The sequence below is a fragment of the Kitasatospora sp. CMC57 genome (genome assembly GCF_045866025.2).
In the GTDB taxonomy this organism is placed as follows: Bacteria; Actinomycetota; Actinomycetes; order Streptomycetales; family Streptomycetaceae; genus Kitasatospora.
Map to the genome: position 1 here is coordinate 4164099 of NZ_AP035881.2, position 21417 is coordinate 4185515.

The following is a 21417-nucleotide window of genomic DNA, read 5'->3' on the forward strand; positions in this document are numbered from 1 at the left end:
CGAGTACAGCTAGCCCCGGAGGAAGCGCTCCAGGGTGGTCGCGAGCGCGACCGGGATCTCGTACATCGGGTAGTGCCCCGAGTTGGGCAGCACTTCGAGGTCGCCGTTCGGGTAGTGGGTGAGCCAGGTGCCGCGGTACAGCTCGGCGGTCAGCGCGAGGTCGTGTTCGCCGACGAAGGCGCGGGCCGGGAGCGGGAGTCCGGTCACCTTGGGGGCGAGGTCGACGGTGGTCCACTCCTCCAGGTAGGAGGCGAAGGCCTCCGGGCGGGAACTGTGCACGGACCGGGCGGTCATCCGGTCCAGCCAGACGCCGGTGGCGCGTTGGCCGGTGACCAGGTCGAGGATGGCGCGGCGGTTCGCCGGGTGGGTGGACGCGCCGTGGAACAGGTCGTACGCCTCGCCCAGCGGGTACGCCCCGGCCGGTACGGGTGCCAGACCGGCCAGCCGTCGCACCCGGTCGGGGGCCAGGGCCAGCACCTGCTGGGCCGCCTTGGCGCCCATCGAGTGCCCGACCAGGGAGAAGCGGTCCCACCCCAGTTGGTCGGCGAGCGCGAGGGCGTCCCCGGCGATCTCGGCGAGGGTGTACTCCCCGGGGACGTCGGCCCGCTCGCCGTAGCCCCGGCAGTCGAGGAAGGCGTAGCTGAAGGCGGAGCCGTCCAGGTAGTCGAGGAACGGCCCCCAGCCGGCGCTGGTGCCGAACCAGTCGTGCAGCACCATGACCTGCTGGGCACCCGTGCCGACCAGACGGTGAGTGATCGTCATACCGTGCTCCCTGGGGCCGAGTTGGTGCAGGGAAGGTACCCATCGCGTTCCGGCTGACGCCTCGGGCGGTCGGGGCGGGGCCGGATCGCGTAGCGTGGCCCGTTATGCGACTCGGTGTACTCGACGTAGGTTCCAACACCGTCCACTTCCTCGTGGTGGACGCGCACCCCGGTGCTGCCCCGCTGCCCGCGTACTCGCACAAGGCGGAGCTGCGGCTCGCCGAGCTGCTGGACCAGGACGGGTCGATCACCGAGGTCGGCGTCGACAAGCTGGTCGGGATGGTGGCGTCCTCGCTCCGGGTGGCCGAGGACAAGGGTGTGGTCGACCTGCTGCCGTTCGCCACCTCCGCCGTCCGGGAGGCGGCCAACGGCGAGGCGGTGATCCGCCGGGTGTTCGAGGAGACCGGGGTCGAACTGCGGGTGCTGTCCGGGCAGGACGAGGCCCGGCTGACCTTCCTGGCGGTGCGCCGCTGGTACGGCTGGTCGGCCGGACGGCTGCTCGGTCTGGACATCGGCGGCGGCTCGCTGGAGCTCGCGGCCGGTCTGGACGAGCAGCCCGACGTGGTCTGTTCGCTGCCGCTCGGCGCGGGCCGGCTGACCGCCCGGCTGCCGGGGGACATCGCGGACCCGGACGACGTCCGGGAGCTGCGCCGCCACATCAGGGCCGAGATCGCCCAGGTGGCCGGGGAGTTCGCCCGACGCGGCGCGCCGGACCGGGCGGTGGGCACCTCCAAGACCTTCAAGCAGCTGGCCCGGATGACCGGCGCCGCCCCGGCCGACGCGGGCCCGCTCGCGGCCCGCAAGCTCACCCGGGCCGGTCTGGCCGCCTGGGTGCCCCGGCTGGCCGGTATGACGGTGGCCCAGCGGGCACAGATCCCCGGCGTCTCCGAGGGCCGCGCGAGACAGCTGCTCGCCGGTGCGCTGGTGGCTGATGCGGCGATGGACCTGTTCGGCCTGGACGAGCTGGACATCGGGCCGTGGGCGCTCCGCGAGGGCATCATCCTGCGCCGTCTCGACACCCTGGACAGCCCGTCCGACCGGCGGCCGGCCCTGACCGGGTGACCCGCCGCACACCAATACTCCGCCCGGCCGCATACGCTGTTCCCCGTGGCGGAACCAGCGGATGAGGACGGAACGCGGGCGGGCCGCGCGGCCGGTGACCCTGCCCGGAAGCCGCGGCCGGCCCGGCCGCGCCGCGCCAGGGCCGCCGCCGAGCGCCTCCCGGACGGGGACGGACGGCGGGCCCCGGGGGAGCGGGCCGCCAAGTCGGTGAAGCCGGCGAGAGCCGCGAGGGCGGCCACCAAGGGCACGTCGAAGAAGGGCTCCGCGAAGAGCGGCGCCACCGGCGGTACGCCGGCGCCCGCCAAGCCCGCGAAGCCGTCGCAGCTCGCGATGGCCACCCAGGCGGTGAAGGCGGTCCGGGCCGCGAAGAAGCCGGCCCGCCGGGCCCCGCTGCTGCGCACCACCGACCGGCTGGTGCTGCCGCCGCACGGCGACGGCCTGCACGTGCCGGACACCAAGGTGGTGCTCTCCACCGCCTCGGTCTACCCCGAGAACACCGCGACCGCCTTCGAGCTGGCCGCCAAGCTCGGCTACGACGGTGTCGAGGTGATGGTCTGGAACGACCCGGTCAGCCAGGACGTCGAGGCCCTCCGCCGGCTCTCCGACGGGCACCGGATGCCGATCCTCGCGGTGCACGCGCCCTGCCTGCTGATCACCCAGCGGGTCTGGACCACCGACCCGTGGACCAAGCTGGTCCGGGCCAGGGCCGCCGCCGAGAAGCTCGGCGCGGACACCGTGGTGGTGCACCCGCCGTTCCGCTGGCAGCGGCAGTACGCCCGGGAGTTCGTCACGGGCATCAACCGGATGGCGGGCGAGACGGACGTCCGCTTCGCGGTCGAGAACATGTACCCGTGGCGCTACCGGGACCGCGAGATGCTGGCGTACGCGCCCGGCTGGGACGTCACCGAGGAGGCGTACCGGCATTTCACCATCGACCTCTCGCACGTCTCCACCTCGCGGATCGACGCCTTCGAGATGGTCGACCGGATGGGCGACCGGCTGGCCCACATCCACCTCGCCGACGGCGCGGGCTCCGGCAAGGACGAGCACCTGATCCCCGGCCGCGGCACCCAGCCCTGCGCCGCCCTGCTGGAGCGCCTGGCCCGCACCGGCTTCACCGGCCACGTGGTGCTGGAGGTCAACACCCGGCGCGCCCTCTCCCCCGCCGAACGCGAAGCCGACCTCGCCGAGGCCCTGGCCTTCACCCGCCTGCACCTGGCCACGGCCAAGCGCCTCTAGGGCCTGTCCGGCGGATCTTGCCGGGCGCCCGACGCCGGATCATCCCGTCTGGACGCACGCCCGGATCGCCCAAGTGCGTCCAGTACGAGGCCGACTCGGGCGCACGCCCAGACGGGCGCCCGACGCCGCGCGCTGATCCGGCAAAATCCGCCGCAGGCCCTAGGCGCGTGCGCCGCCGCACACGTGGGGAGCCGCCCCCTCGGGCGCTCTCGTGTCCTAGGCTGATCGGGTGACGGCGTATCAGCAGCAGGATCACGCGAACTCCTTCGGCGCGGTGGCCACAGAGTACGACGCGGGGCGGCCCTCGTACCCCGCCGGGCTGTTCGACGAGTTGGAGCGGCTGACCGGCCGTCCGCTCCGGGGGGCCGAGGTGCTGGACGTCGGTGCGGGCACCGGGATCGCCACCCGGCTGCTGGCCGCCAGGGGCGCCAGGGTCACCGCCGTCGAACCCAGCCCCGGGATGGCCGCGGTGCTCCGACAGGTCAGCCCGGAGCTGCCGCTGGTCAAGGGCACCGGCGACGAACTGCCGTTCCACGACGGCACCGCCGACCTGATCACGTACGCCCAGGCGTTCCACTGGACCGATCCGGCCCGCTCGATCCCGGAGGCGCTCCGGGTGCTCCGCCCCGGTGGTTCGCTGGCCACCTGGTGGAACGTCAAGGACCAGCGGACCCCGTGGGTCAGTGCGATGGGCGAGCGGCTGGCCGCCGGTATCCCCGAGGGCTACCACGGGTACGGCGCGGTCAACGAGATCGCCGAGGTGTTGGCCCCCTACGGCGGCACCGTCGGGCGGGCGGTGCTGCGCTGGGAGCGGGTCATCACCGTGGACGCCCTGATCACCGACCTACGCTCGCGCTCCTACATCGCGGTGCTGCCGCCCGAGCGGCGCGAGCCGCTGCTCGCCGTCGAACGGGCCGAACTGCTGGCCGCGTTCCCGGACAGCCGGGTCACCGAGCCGTACGTCCTCGACCTCACGGTGCTCACCAAGGGCTGACCGGATGGCGGACAGCGTGTCCGTGCGCTGGTACCGGAGGCGTAGGCTCGAAAGCCACGGCGACCCTGCACCCTTCCACCTTCCGCAGGGCCGCGAACGCGCCTGAGAAGGAGTGGACACAGTGCCCGAGCTGAAGTCCCGTACGGTCACCCACGGTCGCAACATGGCAGGCGCCCGGGCGCTTCTCCGGGCCGCCGGCGTAGCCCGCGAGGACTTCGGCAAGCCGATCATCGCGGTGGCCAACTCCTTCACCGAGTTCGTGCCCGGGCACACCCACCTGCAGCCGGTCGGCCGGATCGTCTCGGAGGCGATCCAGGCGGCGGGCGGCATCCCCCGCGAGTTCAACACCATCGCGGTGGACGACGGCATCGCGATGGGTCACCACGGGATGCTCTACTCGCTGCCCTCGCGTGACCTGATCGCGGACTCGGTCGAGTACATGGTCAGCGCGCACTGCGCCGACGCGCTGATCTGCATCTCCAACTGCGACAAGATCACCCCCGGCATGCTGATGGCCGCGCTGCGCCTCAACATCCCGACCGTCTTCGTCTCCGGTGGCCCGATGGAGGCCGGCCAGGCCGTCCTGGTGGACGGCACGGTGCGCAAGCTCGACCTGGTGAACGCGATCTCCGACGCCGTGAACGAGAACGTCTCGGACGCCGACATCGCGATCATCGAGGAGAACGCCTGCCCGACCTGCGGGTCCTGCTCGGGCATGTTCACCGCCAACTCGATGAACTGTCTGGCCGAGGCGATCGGCCTGGCGCTGCCGGGCAACGGTTCGGTGCTGGCCACCCACACCGCCCGCCGTGCGCTGTACGAGGACGCCGGCCGGACCATCGTCGACATCACCAAGCGCCACTACGAGCAGGACGACTACTCGGTCCTGCCCCGCTCGGTCGCCTCCCGCGCCGCGTTCGAGAACGCGATGGCGCTGGACATCGCGATGGGCGGCTCGACCAACACGATCCTGCACCTGCTGGCCGCCGCCCAGGAGGCGGAGATCGACTTCGACATGCGGGACATCGACGCGATCTCGCGCAAGGTGCCCTGCCTGTCCAAGGTCGCGCCGAACGGCAAGTACTACATGGAGGACGTGCACCGGGCCGGCGGCATCCCCGCCATCCTGGGCGAGCTCTACCGGGGCGGCCTGCTGAACGAGGATGTCACCACCGTGCACTCCGCCTCGATGGCCGAGTGGTTCAAGGACTGGGACATCCGGGGCGGCTCCGCCACCGAGACGGCGGTCGAACTGTTCCACGCGGCCCCCGGCTGCGTGCGGTCCGCCACCGCCTTCTCCCAGTCGGAGCGCTGGGACACCCTCGACACCGACGCCGCGAACGGCTGCATCCGCAGCATCGAGCACGCGTACTCGACCGAGGGCGGCCTCGCCGTGCTGTACGGCAACCTGGCCGAGGACGGCTGCGTGGTGAAGACCGCCGGCGTCGACGAGTCGATCTGGACCTTCAGCGGCCCGGCCGTGGTGCTGGAGTCCCAGGAGGACGCGGTGGACGCGATCCTCACCAAGCGGGTCAAGGAGGGCGACGTCGTCGTCATCCGCTACGAGGGCCCCAAGGGCGGCCCCGGTATGCAGGAGATGCTCTACCCGACCTCGTTCCTCAAGGGCCGCGGCCTGGGCAAGGCCTGCGCGCTGATCACCGACGGCCGGTTCTCCGGCGGCACCTCCGGCCTGTCGATCGGTCACGCCTCGCCCGAGGCGGCCTCCGGCGGCACCATCGCGCTGGTCCAGGACGGCGACGTCATCGCCATCGACATCCCGAACCGCTCGGTCGAGCTGAAGGTCTCCTTCGAGGAGCTGCACGAGCGCCGGCTCAAGCTGGAGGCCGAGGGCGGCTACCGCCCGAAGAGCCGGGTCCGCCCGGTCAGCGCGGCGCTGAAGGCGTACGCGGCGATGGCCACCTCCGCCGACAAGGGCGCGGTGCGCGACGTGAGCAAGCTCGGCTGACGCCTGCTCAGGCGGTCGTCTCCCCTCCAGGGGGGCGGCCGCCTTCGTCGTTCCACCCCCGGGGCCGGCCATAATCGGTCCCGTGGACGAGCGGCAGAACACACCCGGACCCGAGCCCGAGCCGATCCGCTGGTTCGGCACCGGCTGGCTGGAGCGCGGCTCCGGCTACTGGGTGCGCCGGGTCGCGGTGCCGCTCGGCGCGCTGGTGGCGGTGGCGGCCGGGGCGCTGCTGCTGCGCTTCGCGGTCGCCGGGGTGGAGGACTCCTCGGCCGGCGGCTTCGTCCACGGCCTGCTGGTCGCCGCGATCGGGCTCTGCTCGCTGCTCTCCGGTCTGCGGACGTGGAAGCTGCTCAGCGAGGGCAGGGACGCCCTGACGGGCTGGATGACCGAGGAGAAGTCGCTCGGCGCGGTCTGGCTGATCGGCTTCGCCGGCGCCCTGTTCGCCTACTTCCTGCGCAGCCTGGCCGAGGCCCCCGGCGAGGCGGTCAAGCGCGCCGAGTACGGCCGCGCGGTCGCCGCCTTCGAGCGGCGGCGGAGCGGACGGGGAGCCCGCAACGGGGACCGGAAACAGGCCAGGAAGCGCCGCTGAGCTGCTGCCTGTGCGGTCGGTGCCGGCCGGAGCGGACGTCAGACCGGCCTCGGCACCTCCGTCGCCGACGTGATCGTGGCGTCCGCGCTGGGCTGGACCGCCGGGCTGCTCGGGGCCGGCCGTGGCGGCTGGCCGCCGTCGGTGTCGGTGGCGATCTTGAGGCTGAACAGCACGATGCCGATCATCGCCAGCACGATCAGCCAGGTCTGCCAGGCCTTGCTGCCGCCGCGCACCCGGCTGCGCTTCCGGGGCCCTTCGTTGACGGAACGCCGGCCGCCCGGATCGACCGGCGGCTGGTGCTTCCAGCGCGCGGCGAGCATCCGGGTTCTTCCGGACGGCTCCTTCACGGTGGCGGCCCGGACGAACTCCTCGTCCAGCACCAGCCCCTCGAACGGGTCGGGCTGCTCCGCCGGACGGGGCTCCGGCTCTTCGGCTATCGGCACGCCGCCAGTATGCCTCGCGAGCCGTCCGGCGGCCGCTCGTTTCCGATCAACTCCGGCTGACCGTCACCCACGTGCCGCCCGTTCCCGTCCGGCGGTGACCCGGCGTCAGCTCTGCCTGCGGGCCCTCTTCACCGATCCGGCCACGCCCGCGATCAGCAGCAGCACCCCGGCCGGCAGCAGCGAACCGAACATCGCGCCGAACAGCCCGGACCCGCCGAGCAGCATCATCGACACCGTGTTCAGCCCCCAGAGCGCGGCCGCCGCCGGCAGCGCCGAACGCCACGGGTGCTCGGCCGCCCAGCGGTGCAGTCGGCGGTCGGCGGTGTCCCGGCGGAGCTTCCCGCCGACCGTGCCGACCAGGAAGAAGAAGAACAACCCTAGCCCCACCGGTCCGGCCAGGATGTCCAGCGACCAGTGCCCGGTCACCACGTCCACCCCCAGCGCGGCACCTCCCACCAGCGCCCCGACCCCCGCCGCCGTCCGCCACGGCCCCAGGCTCGCCGACGCCACCGCCAGCTGCCTGTTCTCAGTGTGTGACAAATCTCCGTGTCCCATGCCTCCAAGGTGCTCCGCCGTCCGTCCGGAAGCCATAGGGAAAGCCCCGGACTTTCCCCCTACGGGTGCCCGGTGCCGGGCGCCTTGCCCACACCGTGGGACGTCGCGGCGGGGGCGGCCGGGCCGGTGCGAGGATGGCGGCACACGTACGTAAGGAGCGGCCATGTCCGGACAGAAGATCGCTTTCCTCGGTACCGGCAAGATCGGGGAGGCGCTGCTCTCGGGCCTGCTGCGGGCGGGCACCGATCCCGGGGACGTGCTGGTCACGGCCCGGCGGCCGGAGCGGGCGGCGGAGTTGGCCGAGCGGTACGGCGTGGTCGTGGTGACCAACGCGGAGGCGGCCAAGCTGGCCGACACCCTGATCCTGGCGGTGAAGCCGCAGGACATGGGCACCCTGCTGGAGGAGCTCTCGCCGCACGTGAGCCCGGACCGGCTGGTCATCTCGGCGGCCGCCGGCGTGCCGACCCGCTGGTTCGAAGCGCGGCTGGCCGCCGGGACGCCGGTGGTCCGGGTGATGCCCAACACCCCGGTGCTGGTGGACGAGGGGATGAGCGTGATCTCCGGCGGCTCGCACGCCGAGGAACGGCACCTGGAGCGCGCCGAGGAGATCTTCCGCTCGGTCGGCAAGGCGCTGCGGCTGCCGGAGTCCCAGCAGGACGCGGCCACCGCGCTGTCCGGTTCGGGCCCGGCGTACTTCTACTTCCTGGTCGAGGCGATGACCGACGCGGGCATCCTGCTGGGCCTGCCCCGGCAGGTGGCGCACGACCTGATCGTGCAGTCGGCGATCGGCGCCTCGGTGATGCTGCGCGACTCGGGCGAGCACCCGGTCAAGCTGCGCGAGGCGGTCACCTCCCCGGCCGGCACCACCATCGCGGCCATCCGCGAGCTGGAGAACCACGGCGTGCGGGCCGCCCTGCTGGGTGCCCTGGAGGCGGCCAGGAACCGTTCGCAGGAGCTGGCCTCCGGAGGAAAGTAGGCTCGCCCGGGTGAGCTACGACTTGGTGATCTTCGACAACGACGGCGTGCTGGTGGACAGCGAGCCGATCTCCAACCGGGTGCTGGCCGAGTACCTGACCGAACTCGGCTACCCCACCACGGTCGAGGACTCGTACCGCGACTACATGGGCTGTGCCGCGCACACCGTGCACGACGTGATCGGCGAGCGGTACGGGGCGACCCTGCCCGAAGGCTTCGACGCGCTGTTCCACGCCCGGGTGTTCGCCGCCTTCGAGCGGGAACTCGTCGCGGTCCGGGGCGCGGAGCAGCTGCTGAAGACCCTTCAGCAGCACGGCGTGCGGTACTGCCTGGCCTCCTCCGCGCACCACGAGTGGATCAGGACCGCGCTGGACCTCACCGGGCTGCGCGGCCACCACGCCGAGCCGAGGATCTTCAGCGCCCAGGACGTCGGCATCGGCAAGCCCGCTCCCGACCTCTTCCTGCACGCGGCCCGCTCCATGGGCGTCGAGCCCGCCCGCTGCCTGGTGCTGGAGGACAGCCGTAACGGCGTGCTCGCCGCCCGCGCGGCCGGGATGGACGTGTACGGCTACGCGGCACTCACCGACCCGGCGAAGCTCACCGGCGCGGGGGCCACCGGGCTGATCACCGCGCTCGCCGAGGTGCCCGCCCTGCTCGGGCTCGCGACCGGCTGACCGGCCGGCCGCCGGTCCCGTCGGCGGGTCGACCGGGGGCCGTCGGCAGAGATTCGGTCCGACCCCTCCCGAAAACACGATCGAACGCCTACGCTCACGCCTCAACATCTCCGTACCGGCCGGTAGCGCCGACAGTGAGCGAGGCCGAGCCATGCCCGAGCAGCAGGTGGACGCGCGGTTGCGCCGGTCGCGGGCGGCGGTGGCGGCGAGTTTCGTGCTCCAGGGCGTCACCTTCGCGCTGCTGGTGACCTGCATACCCGAGATCCAGCACCGGTACGGGCTGAGCGACGGCCTGCTGCCGGTCTTCCTGGCGGCGGTGCCGATCCTGGCGGGCGTCGGTTCGGTGGCCTCGGAGTCGGTGGCCGGGCGGGTCGGGGCACGGGCCGTGCTGCGGGTGGTGCAGCCCGCCGTCTGTGTCAGCCTGGCGCTGGTCGGGCTCGGCGGCCAACTGTGGGAACTCGCCATCGCGCTAGGCCTGTTCGGCCTGCTGGTGGGCGGGCTGGACGCGAGTATGAACATGCTCGGGGTCGGCCTGCAGCGCCGGTACGGCCGGAGCATCATGATCGGCTTCCACGCCGCGTTCAGCCTCGGCGGCATCCTCGGCGCCGCGCTGGCCGGTCTCGGAGCGCACTACGACCTGGACCTGCCGCTGCTGTTCGGGGGTGCGGCCGCGCTGCTGATCCCGCTCGCGCTGCTGGTCGGCACCCGCTTCCCCGGCCCGGCCGAACTCGGCGACGCCGTACGGGAGGCTGCCACCGCCGCGGCCGCCCGGATCCCCTGGCGCCCGCTGCTGCCGCTCTGCGCCGCGATGGCCTTCGCGTACATCGCCGACGCCTCGGTCTCCAACTACAGCGTCAAGTACCTGACCGACGTGCTGGGCAGCCCGGAGGACCTGGCCAAGCTCTCCTACCTCGGCTACATGGTGGCGATGCTGCTCGGCCGGGCGCTCGGCGACCGGGCGGTGGAGCGCTGGGGCGCCGTGCCCGTGGTGCGCGGCGGGGTGGCGCTGGCCGCGCTCGGCTTCGCGCTGGCCGCCGCCGCGCCGGGGGAGTGGGCCGGGGTGGCCGCGTTCACCGTGCTGGGCTTCGGCATCTGCGCGATCATCCCGCAGGTCTTCGCGGCGGGTGGCCGGCTGTTCCCGGCCGCCTCGGACGCGGCGGTGGCCCGGCTCAACCTGTTCAACTACGTCGGCTTCCTGGTCGGCTCGCCGCTGGTCGGGGCACTGGCCGGGGCGGGCTCGTTCCGGCTGGCGCTGCTGGCCCCGATGGTGTTGATCCTCGCGATCCTCCCGCTGGCCCGACACTTCGGGGCGTCCGCCGCCCGCTAACGTGTCACCCATGCCCGAGAACTGCAGCGGCCTGCACCTGTACTGGGACGAGGCCGTCACCTCGTACGACTTCGGGGCGGGGCACCCGATGGACCCGACCAGGCTGGCGCTGACCATGCGGCTGGTGGAGGCGTTCGGGCTGACCACCGCCCCCGGGGTGACCGTCCGGGCCGCGCCGCCCGCGGGGGAGTCGACGCTGCGGCTGGTGCACACCGCCGAGTACGTGGACGCGGTCCGCCGGATCGCCGCCGACCCGGGGCGCAGCGATCCCGCGCACGGGCTCGGCACCGCTGACAACTGGGCGTTCGCCGCCCAGCACACCGCCTCCGCGCTGATCGCCGGGCAGTCGGTGGCCGGGGCCGAGGCGGTCTGGCGGGGCGGCGAGGTCCGGCACGCCGTCAACTTCGCCGGTGGCCTGCACCACGCGATGCCGGACCGGGCAGCCGGGTTCTGTGTCTACAACGACCCCGCGCTGGCGATCGCCCGGTTGCTGGAGCTCGGCGCCGAACGGGTCGCGTACGTGGACGTGGACGTGCACCACGGCGACGGCGTGCAGGCGGTCTTCTGGAACGATCCCCGGGTGCTCACAGTCTCGATCCACGAGAGCCCGGCCACCCTCTTCCCGGAGACCGGCTGGGCCACCGAGACCGGCGGCCCGGACGCCCCCGGCACCGCCGCCAACCTGCCGCTGCCCGCCGGGACGGGTGACGCGGGCTGGCTGCGCGCCTTCCACGCCTTCGTTCCCGAGCTGCTCTCCGCGTTCCGCCCGCAGGTGATCGTCAGTCAGCACGGCGCGGACACCCATCTGGCCGATCCACTGGCTCATCTGACGGTCAGTCTGGACGCCCAGCGCCTGGTCGCCGAGGCGGTGCACCAGCTGGCCCACCACTACGCGGACGGCCGCTGGCTGGCCCTCGGTGGCGGCGGGTACGCGGTGGCGGACGTGGTCCCCGCCGCCTGGACCCATCTGGTGGCGATCGCCGCCGGGCACCCGGTCGACCCGGCCGCCGAACTCCCCGCCGGGTGGCGGGCCGACGCCGAGCGGCTCGTCGGCCGCCCGGGACCGGCCCGGATGACCGACGGCGCCACGCCGCACTGGCGGGACTTCCACGAGCACGGCTACGACCCCGGCGACCGGCTCGACCAGGCCATCCTGGCCGCCCGCCGCGCCGTCCTCCCGCACCACGGGCTGCTGCCGTGAGCCGGGCCCAGCTGACCCGGCCCGAGCTCGTCGCGCACCTGCTCAGGCACCGGCTGGCCGGACCGGCCGTCCCGACGCTCCGTCAGAACAACCTGCGACACTACCGGCTGTTCGGCCAGGCCGACCCGGTGGCCCTGATGGGCCTGGACCCGGAGCGCCGCTGGGGGCCCGGCGCGGTGCTGGACCTGATGGCCGAGCGGGTCGGCGTGCACCCGGACTTCTCGTACGGCCAGGGCCCCGACACCATCGACCCGGAGCGCACCGTGGACGCGCTGGAGCGCCTCGCCGGGCTGCTGGCCGCCACCGCCCGCCGCCGGGGCAGCGTGCTGGCCGGGACCGGGCACCCGACCAAGCTGGCCGGCTTCCACGGCGCACTGGCCCGCGCCCTGGAGCGCGCGGGCTGCACCCTGCGTACGCCCGCGCTCGGCACCCGCTTCCGCGAGCCCACCCCGGCGGGGCCGCGCACCTGCGCGCTGGACGCCGTCGGCCCGGTGCTGGTGGTCCGCTCCGCCGACGGCGCGCGCGAGCCGCTGCACACCCACTCGCCGCAGCCCGTCCGGCTGGCGCTGGCCGCCCTCACCGCGGCCGGGAACCCGCTGCCCGACCTGGTGCTGGGCGACCACGGCTGGCTCTGCGGGGCGGGCCGGCTCGGCATCCCGGCCGGTGGACCGGCCGACTCCAACGACGTGGCCCCGTTCGTCGCCGAGGCCGAGGGCACCGTGGCGGTGGCCGTACCGATGGACGACGGTGCGCAGCCGGACTGCTACAGAGCGCTGAGTGACTACGTACTGCAACGGGCGGATCTCGCACCGTACAAGGACTGAGCTTCTCCCTCTTCCCACTGGTACCACCCTTAACTACTCTGGGGATACACGTGTGCCGGTGGAGTCACCGAAGGGGAAGTCGGTGCCTTGCACACGGGTAAGGGTCGGGTGAGGGTCATGAGTTCCGGCGAACGCCCATTGCAGGAGGTCGTCTTCCTGACCGTGGCGGAGGTTGCCTCGGTCATGCGGGTGTCCAAGATGACGGTGTACCGCTTGGTGCACAGTGGAGAGCTGCCCGCGATCAGGGTCGGCCGCTCCTTCCGAGTCCCCGAGCAGGCCGTCCACGAGTACCTCAGGGATTCCTACGTTCGGCTCGAAAGCGCGTAACGTAGGCCCTCGTCAGGGCGCGATTACGGCTTATCCGAGGTGACGGGTAGGCTAGGCCCTCCGTCAGTCGTATGGACTCCGTCTCTCACGGACGAGAGTCTCAGTGAGCGAGGGTAGTTCCGTGGGCTCTGTCATCAAGAAGCGTCGCAAGCGTATGGCCAAGAAGAAGCACCGCAAGCTTCTGAAGCGCACTCGCGTTCAGCGTCGCAACAAGAAGTAGGCACCCACGGCCGCGCCCTGCGCGCCAGGTGTACAGACAGCGCCCGCCCCGGCTCAGGCCGGGGCGGGCGCTGTCGTGTTGCCCGGATCGAACCCCGGCGCGATACGGTGCGTGCAGGGCTTACGAGAGGGGTGCGGCGGAGTGGGAAAGGTCGTGCTCGTCACCGGCGTGGCCCGGCACCTCGGGGCCAGGTTCGCGGCCCGGCTGGCCGGCCGGCCCGGCATCGACCGGGTGGTCGCCGTGGACAGCCGCGAGCCGTGGGGCGGGATGACCGCCGACGGCGTCGAGTACGTCCGGGTCGACCTGCGCCGTCCCGCCGTCGCCCGGGTGATCGCCGAGCACGACGTGGACACCGTGGTGCACCTGGACGTCAGCGCCGGGATGCAGGGCGGCCGGGCGACCGCCAAGGAGACCAACGTCATCGGCACCATGCAGCTGCTCGGGGCCTGCCAGAAGGCACCCGGCCTGCGCCGACTGGTCGTCAAGTCCACCACCGCGGTGTACGGCTCCGCGCCGCGCGACCCGGCGGTGTTCGGCGAGCGGATGCAGCCCAAGGACCTGCCGCGCAGCGGCTTCGGCAAGGACGCCACCGAGGTCGAGGGGTACGTCCGGGGCTTCGCCCGGCGCCGGCCCGACGTCGCCGTCACCGTGCTGCGGTTCGCCAACATCGTCGGCCCGGCCGGCGACACCCCGCTCTGCGACTACTTCGCGCTGCCGGTGCTGCCCACCGTGCTCGGCCGCGACCCCCGGCTGCAGTTCGTCCACGAGGACGACGCCGTCGCGCTGCTGCACCTGGCGGCCACCGAACCCAGGCCCGGCACCTACAACGTGGCCGGGGACGGCGTGCTGCTGCTGTCCCAGTGCGCCCGTAGGCTCGGTCGGCCCACCGTCCCGCTGCTCGGGCCCGCGCTCGGCGTGGTGGCCGGCCTGGCGCGGCGGACCGGGCTCGCCGACATATCGCCGGAGCAGATCCAACTGCTCAGTCACGGGCGGGTGGTGGACACCACCGAGCTCCGCGAGGGTTTCGGCTGGACCCCGGCCATGACCACCCCCGAGGCGTTCGCCGACTTCGCCGCCGCCCAGTCCGGCGGCCTGCTGCCGCCCGAGCGGCTGGCCGCCGCCACCGACCGGCTGGCGGGGCTGCTGACCCGTCAGAACCCTCCGAGGAGCTGAGGCCGAGATGACCGCTGCGCGGGACGTCGAGCAGGCGAAGGTGATCCCGATCGAGTCGGCGCCGAGCTGGCAGCCCGAGCCGTCCGGGCCCGCCCTGTCGGACCGGATCGCGGACGCGGTCGGCGGGGCGCTGGCCGGGCCGCTGGGCTCGGCCGCCACCCGGGCGCTCGGCAAGGGCTGGGAGGAGCGGGCCGCGGGTGGTCTGTCCTTCCTGCGGCGGCGGATCACCGGCGACTACGAGGTGGACGAGTTCGGCTTCGACCGGGAGCTCACCGAGGAGGTGCTGCTCTCGATGCTCCGCCCGCTGGCGGAGAAGTACTTCCGGGTCGAGGTCAGGGGGATCGAGAACATCCCGGCCGAGGGTGGGGTGCTGATCGTCGCCAACCACTCGGGCACCGTCCCGCTGGACGCACTGATGACCCAGATCGCGATACACGACCACCACCCCCGGCGGCGGCACCTGCGGATGCTCGCGGCCGACCTGGTCTTCGTCCTGCCGGTGATAGGCGAGCTGGCCCGCAAGGCCGGGCACACGCTGGCCTGCGGTGAGGACGCCGCCGCGCTGCTGGAGCGCGGCGAGGTGGTCGGGGTCTGGCCGGAGGGCTTCAAGGGGATCGGCAAGCCGTTCGCCGAGCGGTACAAGCTCCAGCGGTTCGGCCGGGGCGGGTTCGTGGCCTCCGCGCTGCGGGCCGGGGTGCCGATCGTGCCGTGCTCGATCGTGGGCGCGGAGGAGACCTACCCGATGATCGGGAACGCCCGGACGCTGGCCCGGGCGCTCGGGCTGCCGTACCTGCCGATCACGCCGACCTTCCCCTGGCTGGGGCCGCTCGGCGCGATCCCGCTGCCGACCAAGTGGACCATCCAGTTCGGCGAACCGATCCGGACCGACAGCCACCCGCCGGAGGCGGCGGACGACCCGATGGTGGTCTTCGACCTGACCGACCAGGTCAGGGAGACCATCCAGCACACGCTGTACAAGCTGCTGGTGCAGCGGCGGTCGGTCTTCTTCTGAGCACGCGTCAGAGGTGGGTCCGAGATCCTCGGGCCCACCTCTGACGTGCGCTCAGCCCAGCGAGATCTCCGGCAGCAGGCCCGGGATCAGCGCGGGGATGCGCAGCTCCTGGGTCGGCGGCTGGTCCTGCGGAGCGCTGCCGCCCTCCGGGGCGGGTGCCTCGGAGGCGCCCGGCGCACCGGCGGCCGGCGGGGTCGCGCCCCCGCCGGTGAGGCCACCGGGGAGCAGCTTGTCGAGCAGACCGGGGCTGGCCTTGCCGCTCGGCGTGCCGGCGCCCTGTCCGGTACCGGAGCTGGGCCGGCCAGGGTCGGTGCGCGGGTGCTCCGCGCTGCCCGTACCGGCGGCCGGGGAGGCCGCGGCACCGCCGGGGGACTGCGGTGCACCGCCCGGTGCGGCCGGGGCGTTGCCCTTGGCAGCCGGCGGGGCCAGCTTGAGCGGGGCGACGTCCTCGGTCATCTCGTCGAAGAGCTCGTTCACCTTGCTCGCCTGACCGGTGAGTTGGGCCGGCAGGTGGCCCTGGACGGACGCCCAGCGGTCGTCCTCGGCGTCGGTGAAGGTGGCCAGCCTGCGCATCGGGTCGAGCGATCCGTTGCTCCGGTAGACCGAGCGGAGCAGCTCCCGGCCCTTGACCGCCTCGGCGTGCATGTCGTCCAGCGCACGGCGGACCTGCTCCACCGTGGCCGGGCTCAACGTCGCGCCCGGGTCCGCCCGGCCGAGCAGGCCCTGGGCCTCCTCCAGCCGGGTGGAGGCCTGGTCCAGCAGAAGGGCGCCGACCTCGGAGTCGGAGCCGGCCCAGCTCAGCCGGAGGTCCTCCAGACCGCGCTTCATGCCGTAGAGCGTGTCCCCCGGGAGGGCGTTGGAGCTGGCGGCGGCCGCACCGGCGAAGCTGCCGACCGCGACGCCGGCCACCAGGCCGCCGATCGCCAGCCGCCGGCCCCATCGCAGTCGGGCCCCGGACCTGATCGCCCGGTGCCTGCGCTGCTGCGGCACCCGCGCGGCCGGGCTGCCCGACCAGTCGCGCTCGAACGCGGCCATCAGCTGAGCGCGTTGGAGCGTCCTGGCCTCGGTGCTCAGCTCCGGCTCGGGCAGCGCGCCGAGGGCGTCCGCCATGCTCAGCAGCTCCGCCATCGCGGTGGAGCCACCGGGCCGACCGCTGTCGGGTCTCCGGTCACCCTGGTGGGGCTCTACGTGGTGGGCCTCCAGCGCCTCGGCGAAGGCCCTCGCCCGCCGGTGTTCCAGCATGTTTGCCGTCACGGGCCACACCTCCCTTCGTCGTTGTCGACTCCCCGGCCTGCCGGACGGTTGCCGCGGCGGGCCAAAACCACTCCATCGGGTGAGCGTGGCCGATCCTGCTTGACCGACGGCCCGGCGGGGGTTTGCAGGTTGGCCAACGAGCAGGGCGGGGCGTCGGTTACGCACGGCCCCTCTTCCGCATTAAGCAGAGCATGTGACCGCTCGTTCACCCGGCCGGGGAGATAGGGCAGTTGATATGACGAACGTTCGGCTATTGCGCTCACCGGGCGTCGGGCGGCAGCAGCCGGGCCAGGGTGCGGACCGCGCGGTACTGGAGGGTCTTGATCGCGCCCTCGTTCTTGCCCATGATCCGGGCCGTCTCGGCCACCGAGAGCCCTTGCAGGAAGCGGAGCGTGACGCACTCCTGCTGCTGCGGGTTGAGCCGTCGCACCGCGTCCAGCAGGGCGGCGTTGGAGAGCGACTCCAGGACCGAGTCCTCGGGGCTGCGCTCGCACTCGTTGGAGTCGAGCATCTCGCCGGTGGTGACCTCCAGGCGGAACCGGCTGGACTTGAAGTGGTCCGCCACCAGGTTGCGCGCGATGGTCACCAGCCAGGCGCCGAAGTCGCGGCCCTGCCAGGTGAAGGTGCCGATCCTGCGCAGCGCGCGCAGGAAGGTCTCGCTGGTCAGGTCCTCGGCGGTGGCCCGGCCGCCGACCCGGTAGTAGATGTACCGGTAGACGGTGTCCGAGTAGTGGTCGTAGAGCCGGCCGAAGGCCTCGCTCTCGCCGTTCTGGGCCCGCTCGACCAGCTCCATGATCGGGTTGTGCTCGGATTCGAAGCCGGGGGAGGGCGTCGTCCTGGTCCGACTCCGGGAGCCGGGACCGGTGCCCGCGCCGACCCGGCCGCGGGTGCCGGCCCCGGTCCCGCTGGTGGTGGTCGAGGAGCGCAGCGCTACCCCGGCCCCCAACGGGACACCGGCCAGGGCCGGTTGGGGCACGTACAGCTCGAACTCGCGGATCGCGGACCGGAGTCGGTCGAGGTGTGTACCGCGGCGCAGGTTGGTGGGCGACGGGCGGGAGGAGGCAGGCGCGTCGTTCCGGACGGGTGGGTACACGGGACTCCCAGAGGCAGAACTGTGGACGGATCACCTCCGCCTGCGCGGAGAGCACACTCCGACTGACCCCTCGTCACCGGGGACGTGTGGGTGGCGTGCATCCAGGAGAGAATAACGCTTTGTGCAATGACAGCTACACCCTGTGGCCGAAGTGGTCGTTTGAGATCCGCTTGGCGTGCATATTCAGCTGGAACTGACCGAACATGGCATCAGCTGCTCGGCTCAATGTGACCGCGCCTGTGCACCGGGTGACAGTTTCGGGAGGTGGTGGGCCCGATTCCCGGGTTCTGGCCCCGGCAACCCCCGACTTTGCGAAGTCTCCGAACGATCGGTTCCGGTCACCGGCGAACAGGATCGGAACGACCGGATCCCCCGGCGGAGTTCGCCCTTACGAGTGAGCCGCCGGGTGCGCCGTGCTGACCCGCCGTCGGACCGGCGTCAGGCCGCCCGGTGCCTGCGCCGGATCGCCACCGCGGCGGCGGTCGCGCCGGCCAGGACTCCCAGGCCGGCGGCGGTGGGCAGCCCGATCCTGGCCGCCTTGCGGCCGGTCCTGAAGTCACGCACCCGCCAGCCGTGCGCCCGGGCGTGCCGCCGCAGCGCCGCGTCCGGGTTCACCACGTACGGATGGCCCACCAGCGCCAGCATCGGGATGTCGTTGGCGGAGTCGCTGAACGCCGCGCACCTGCTCAGCTCCAGCCGCTCCCGCCGGGCCAGCGCGGTGACCGCAGCCGCCTTCGCCTCGCCGTGCAGCAGGCCACCGACCAGTCGGCCGGTGTAGACCCCGTCCACCGCCTCGGCGACGGTGCCGAGCGCCCCGGTCATGCCGAGCTGCCTGGCGATGATCCTGGCCACCTCCTGCGGGGCCGCGGTGACCAGCCAGACCCGCTGCCCGGCGTCCAGGTGCAGCTGCACCAGCGCGCGGGTGCCGGGCCAGATCTTCCGGGTGATCACGTCCTCGAAGATCTCCTCGCAGATCGCCTCCAGCTCGGCGGTCCGCTTGCCGGCCACCAGGCCGAGCGCCTTGTCCTTGGCGTCCGCCATGTGCGCCGGGTCCTCGGCGCCGTGCACCCGGAACCACGCCTGCTGCCACGCGAACCTGGCCATGTCGCGGCGGGTGAAGAACTTCCGCCGGTAGAGGCCGATGCCCAGGTAGAAGATCGCCGCACCGCGCAGGATGGTGTTGTCGCAGTCGAAGAACGCGGCGGCCCTCGGGTCGTCCGGCGTCGGCGTGTGATCCTCCGCGGCAGCGGCGGCGGCCTCACCCGCCAGGGCCGACTGCTCGCTCGGCGAGCGCCGTACGTGGGTGAGCCTTCTGAGGGCGACCATGGCCCCGAGCATAGCCAGCCCGCGTGACCGCCACCTGAACGCCGGCCCACGGTTGCACCACCAGGGGCCCGGGGGACCGTGGAGTGCCCGGGCCCTGCACAATGGACCGGGTGAGCCCACTGTTGCGACGTGACACGAGCAAGGCGCCCGCCGAGCGGACGGTGACCCTGGTCGGGAAGCCCGGGTGCCATCTGTGCGACGAGGCGCGGGCGGTGATCCTGCGAGTGACCGGAGAGTTGGGGAGCGCCTTCGAGGAGCGCGACATCACCCAGGACGAGGAGCTGTACCGGAAGTACTGGGAGCAGATCCCGGTCACGTTGATCGACGGGAAGCAGCACGACTTCTGGCGGGTCGACGAACGCCGGCTGCGTGCGGCGCTCGGCGCCTGACGGTGCGGCAGCCCCTCCGTTCGGCGGGGGTGCTTCGCCAAATCGTTGCCTGCAAAAATGAAGATCGGCTTAGGAAACGCCAGTTGGTCGGCTTACGATCTAAAACGTTTCTGTCCGCCGGGGGCTGGATGACGGAGGAGAGCGTTCATGCTTCCCGGCCGACAACTTCCGCCCGCGTCGGGCGGTTTCGCCGTGGTCGACGTCGAGGCCACCGGCCGGAGCCCGTGGCGGCACCGGGTGGTCGAGGTGGCCGTCGTGCTGCTGGACGGCCACCTGGGTGCCGAGGACGAGTTCTCCACCCTGATCGACCCGGTCGGACCGGTCGGCCCGACCCACGTGCACCGGATCAGCCAGTCGGACGTGGTCGGTGCGCCGAGGTTCCGCGAGGTCGCCCCCACCCTGCTGGAGCTGCTGGCCGGGCGGGTGCTGGTCGGGCACCACGTCAGCTGTGACCAGGCTTTCCTGGAGCGCGAGTTCGCCCGGATCGGGGTGCCGCTGCCCTCGATGCCGACGCTCTGCACCCTGAGCCTGGCCCGGGCACACCTGGCCGAGGCCGGCGGGTACGGCCTGACCGCCTGCGTCGAGGCGGCCGGGCTCGGCTGGTACCCGGCCCACACCGCCCTGGGCGACGCCCGGGCCACCGCCGACCTGCTGCGGTACGTCACCGGCGCGCGCCCCGACTGGTCCCCGCCGTTATCCGAGGCCGCCGGCCTGTCCTGGCCCCGGCTGGGCCGGGCGCCGTCCCAGCGGAAGGCGGGTGCGCTGCCGCTGATCCGCCGGGAGGCCCCGTTCGGGCCGTGGCCGCAGGGCGTCGACCCGTCGACTCTGGTGCTCACGCCTCTGGGCGCCGAGCGGTGAGTGGCGCACACTGTGGCAGGGGCGGACCGGGACCCGTCGGCAGTTGGAGGGCGGCGTCGCGGGGCCCGGGCGCGTTCCTCGTCGCTCCGACGCGGGACGCTGGCCCGGCGGGTGCTCCCGCATCCGCTCCCCGCGTGCCGGAGGGTCCGGAACGGGGCGTGATGCGCGTCACTGTGCCCGGACAAATCGGACACCATCTTTGTGCACACGTTCACAAACGCATAGCCTGGCTGCCAAAGCCCAGCTTCACCCACAGGAGCACCGTGGCAATCGGCCGATCCACCCAGAACGCTTCGCAGACGCCCGAGCCGGGCGCCGCGCGCCGACCCTCGCGTGCCCGGGGCATCCCGGAGGCGACAGTCGCCCGCCTTCCGCTCTACCTGAGGGCGCTCACCGCGCTCTCCGAGCGCTCGGTGCCCACCGTCTCATCCGAGGAACTGGCCACCGCGGCCGGGGTCAACTCGGCGAAGCTCCGCAAGGACTTCTCGTACCTCGGGTCCTACGGGACCCGGGGCGTCGGCTACGACGTGGAGTACCTGGTCTACCAGATCTCCCGCGAGCTGGGCCTGACCCAGGACTGGCCCGTGGTCATCGTCGGAATCGGTAACCTCGGCCACGCGCTGGCCAACTACGGCGGCTTCGCCTCCCGCGGGTTCCGGGTCGCCGCCCTGCTGGACGCCGACCCGACCGTGGTCGGTAACAGCGCCGCCGGTCTCCCGGTGCGGCACATGGACGAGTTGGAGGCGATCGTGGAGAACCAGCACGTCTCCATCGGCGTCATCACCACCCCGCCCGGAGCCGCCCAGCAGGTCTGCGACCGCCTGGTCGAGGCCGGGGTGACCAGCATCCTGAACTTCGCCCCGACCGTGCTGACCGTCCCGGACGGCGTGGACGTGCGCAAGGTGGATCTGTCGATAGAGCTTCAGATCCTCGCCTTCCACGAGCAGCGCAAGGCCGGTGAGGAGCCCGGCCAGGGCGACTCGATGCTCGACCGTGCCCCCGGCCCGGTCCGGGCCGCCGCCGCCAAGCTCCGCCGCGCGGCCGGTGCCGCCAAGGCCGAGCCGGTCAAGGGCAAGCCCGCCAAGGGCACCGATGGCGATCTCTCCGCGGTGATGCCCGCGTGAGCCGCCAGCAGAACCGCAACCCGAGGGGGCG

The 21417-nt window shown here is 72.9% G+C and carries 23 protein-coding genes; 17 read left to right on the forward strand and 6 right to left on the reverse strand.

The genetic code is table 11. The annotated features are described in order from the left end of the window. Positions 1-9: 9 nt before the first annotated feature. Positions 10-762, reverse strand: a complete 753-nt coding sequence (locus ACKUU6_RS18575) for an alpha/beta fold hydrolase (RefSeq protein ID WP_407989700.1) — start codon at positions 760-762, stop codon at positions 10-12. A 104-nt stretch (positions 763-866) separates the two neighbouring features. Here ACKUU6_RS18575 and ACKUU6_RS18580 point away from each other — a divergent pair, with 104 nt between their 5' ends. The 5 genes from ACKUU6_RS18580 (at position 867) to ACKUU6_RS18600 (ending at position 6611) form a co-directional block, all read left to right on the forward strand. Then, positions 867-1823 (forward strand): Ppx/GppA family phosphatase, encoded by a 957-nt coding sequence (locus ACKUU6_RS18580; protein WP_407989701.1) that lies wholly within the window; start codon positions 867-869, stop codon positions 1821-1823. Between the two features lie 438 nt (positions 1824-2261). Further along, the gene (locus ACKUU6_RS18585) at positions 2262-3062 is read left to right on the forward strand and encodes a sugar phosphate isomerase/epimerase family protein (protein WP_407992162.1); all 801 of its coding nucleotides are present in this window, start codon (positions 2262-2264) and stop codon (positions 3060-3062) included. 229 nt (positions 3063-3291) lie between these two features. After that, positions 3292-4056, forward strand: coding sequence for a class I SAM-dependent methyltransferase (locus ACKUU6_RS18590; RefSeq protein ID WP_407989702.1), 765 nt, complete (start codon positions 3292-3294; stop codon positions 4054-4056). A 121-nt stretch (positions 4057-4177) separates the two neighbouring features. Then, positions 4178-6022: a dihydroxy-acid dehydratase gene (ilvD, locus tag ACKUU6_RS18595; protein ID WP_407989703.1), complete on the forward strand. Its 1845-nt coding sequence runs from the start codon at positions 4178-4180 to the stop codon at positions 6020-6022. Between the two features lie 82 nt (positions 6023-6104). After that, entirely contained in the window at positions 6105-6611 is a 507-nt protein-coding gene (locus ACKUU6_RS18600; protein WP_407989704.1) for a hypothetical protein, read from the forward strand. A gap of 38 nt (positions 6612-6649) precedes the next feature. Here the strand turns inward: ACKUU6_RS18600 and ACKUU6_RS18605 are convergent, their stop codons facing one another. Continuing rightward, positions 6650-7054, reverse strand: coding sequence for a hypothetical protein (locus tag ACKUU6_RS18605; protein WP_407989705.1), 405 nt, complete (start codon positions 7052-7054; stop codon positions 6650-6652). Between the two features lie 105 nt (positions 7055-7159). Continuing rightward, positions 7160-7594 (reverse strand): hypothetical protein, encoded by a 435-nt coding sequence (locus ACKUU6_RS18610; protein ID WP_407989706.1) that lies wholly within the window; start codon positions 7592-7594, stop codon positions 7160-7162. A 178-nt stretch (positions 7595-7772) separates the two neighbouring features. Between ACKUU6_RS18610 and proC the strand changes: the two genes are divergently transcribed. The 9 genes from proC (at position 7773) to ACKUU6_RS18655 (ending at position 15342) form a co-directional block, all read left to right on the forward strand. Then, positions 7773-8585 (forward strand): pyrroline-5-carboxylate reductase, encoded by an 813-nt coding sequence (gene proC, locus ACKUU6_RS18615; protein WP_407989707.1) that lies wholly within the window; start codon positions 7773-7775, stop codon positions 8583-8585. Positions 8586-8595: 10 nt separating this feature from the next. Then, a complete protein-coding gene (locus ACKUU6_RS18620; RefSeq protein ID WP_407989708.1) occupies positions 8596-9258 on the forward strand; it encodes an HAD family hydrolase in 663 nt (220 codons plus the stop codon). Between the two features lie 151 nt (positions 9259-9409). Then, a complete protein-coding gene (locus tag ACKUU6_RS18625; protein WP_407989709.1) occupies positions 9410-10585 on the forward strand; it encodes an MFS transporter in 1176 nt (391 codons plus the stop codon). 10 nt (positions 10586-10595) lie between these two features. Next, on the forward strand, positions 10596-11786 hold the full coding sequence (locus ACKUU6_RS18630; protein WP_407989710.1) for an acetoin utilization protein AcuC: 1191 nt from the start codon (positions 10596-10598) through the stop codon (positions 11784-11786). Beyond that, positions 11783-12610, forward strand: coding sequence for a phosphatase (locus ACKUU6_RS18635; protein ID WP_407989711.1), 828 nt, complete (start codon positions 11783-11785; stop codon positions 12608-12610). The genes ACKUU6_RS18630 and ACKUU6_RS18635 overlap by 4 nt, the downstream gene beginning before the upstream one ends. Positions 12611-12727: 117 nt before the next feature. Continuing rightward, positions 12728-12937, forward strand: a complete 210-nt coding sequence (locus tag ACKUU6_RS18640) for a helix-turn-helix domain-containing protein (protein ID WP_184918271.1) — start codon at positions 12728-12730, stop codon at positions 12935-12937. Between the two features lie 121 nt (positions 12938-13058). Beyond that, complete coding sequence (locus ACKUU6_RS18645; RefSeq protein WP_003948845.1) at positions 13059-13157, forward strand: 30S ribosomal protein bS22; 99 nt, start codon at positions 13059-13061, stop codon at positions 13155-13157. 141 nt (positions 13158-13298) lie between these two features. After that, positions 13299-14330, forward strand: coding sequence for an NAD-dependent epimerase/dehydratase family protein (locus ACKUU6_RS18650; RefSeq protein ID WP_407989712.1), 1032 nt, complete (start codon positions 13299-13301; stop codon positions 14328-14330). 7 nt (positions 14331-14337) lie between these two features. Continuing rightward, positions 14338-15342: a lysophospholipid acyltransferase family protein gene (locus ACKUU6_RS18655; RefSeq protein ID WP_407989713.1), complete on the forward strand. Its 1005-nt coding sequence runs from the start codon at positions 14338-14340 to the stop codon at positions 15340-15342. A 51-nt stretch (positions 15343-15393) separates the two neighbouring features. Here ACKUU6_RS18655 and ACKUU6_RS18660 read toward each other — a convergent pair whose 3' ends face one another. From ACKUU6_RS18660 to ACKUU6_RS18670, 3 genes are all read right to left on the reverse strand, one after another. Further along, complete coding sequence (locus ACKUU6_RS18660) at positions 15394-16596, reverse strand: DUF5667 domain-containing protein (protein ID WP_407989714.1); 1203 nt, start codon at positions 16594-16596, stop codon at positions 15394-15396. Positions 16597-16855: 259 nt separating this feature from the next. After that, complete coding sequence (locus ACKUU6_RS18665; protein ID WP_407989715.1) at positions 16856-17689, reverse strand: ECF subfamily RNA polymerase sigma factor, BldN family; 834 nt, start codon at positions 17687-17689, stop codon at positions 16856-16858. A 438-nt stretch (positions 17690-18127) separates the two neighbouring features. Next, entirely contained in the window at positions 18128-19015 is an 888-nt protein-coding gene (locus ACKUU6_RS18670; RefSeq protein WP_407989716.1) for an HAD family hydrolase, read from the reverse strand. Between the two features lie 101 nt (positions 19016-19116). Here ACKUU6_RS18670 and ACKUU6_RS18675 point away from each other — a divergent pair, with 101 nt between their 5' ends. The 3 genes from ACKUU6_RS18675 to ACKUU6_RS18685 all read left to right on the forward strand — a co-directional run bounded on the left by ACKUU6_RS18675 (position 19117) and on the right by ACKUU6_RS18685 (position 21386). Next, complete coding sequence (locus ACKUU6_RS18675; protein WP_407989717.1) at positions 19117-19404, forward strand: glutaredoxin family protein; 288 nt, start codon at positions 19117-19119, stop codon at positions 19402-19404. A 147-nt stretch (positions 19405-19551) separates the two neighbouring features. Further along, positions 19552-20262 (forward strand): exonuclease domain-containing protein, encoded by a 711-nt coding sequence (locus ACKUU6_RS18680; RefSeq protein ID WP_407989718.1) that lies wholly within the window; start codon positions 19552-19554, stop codon positions 20260-20262. Between the two features lie 263 nt (positions 20263-20525). Continuing rightward, positions 20526-21386 (forward strand): redox-sensing transcriptional repressor Rex, encoded by an 861-nt coding sequence (locus ACKUU6_RS18685; RefSeq protein WP_407989719.1) that lies wholly within the window; start codon positions 20526-20528, stop codon positions 21384-21386. Positions 21387-21417 lie beyond the last annotated feature (31 nt).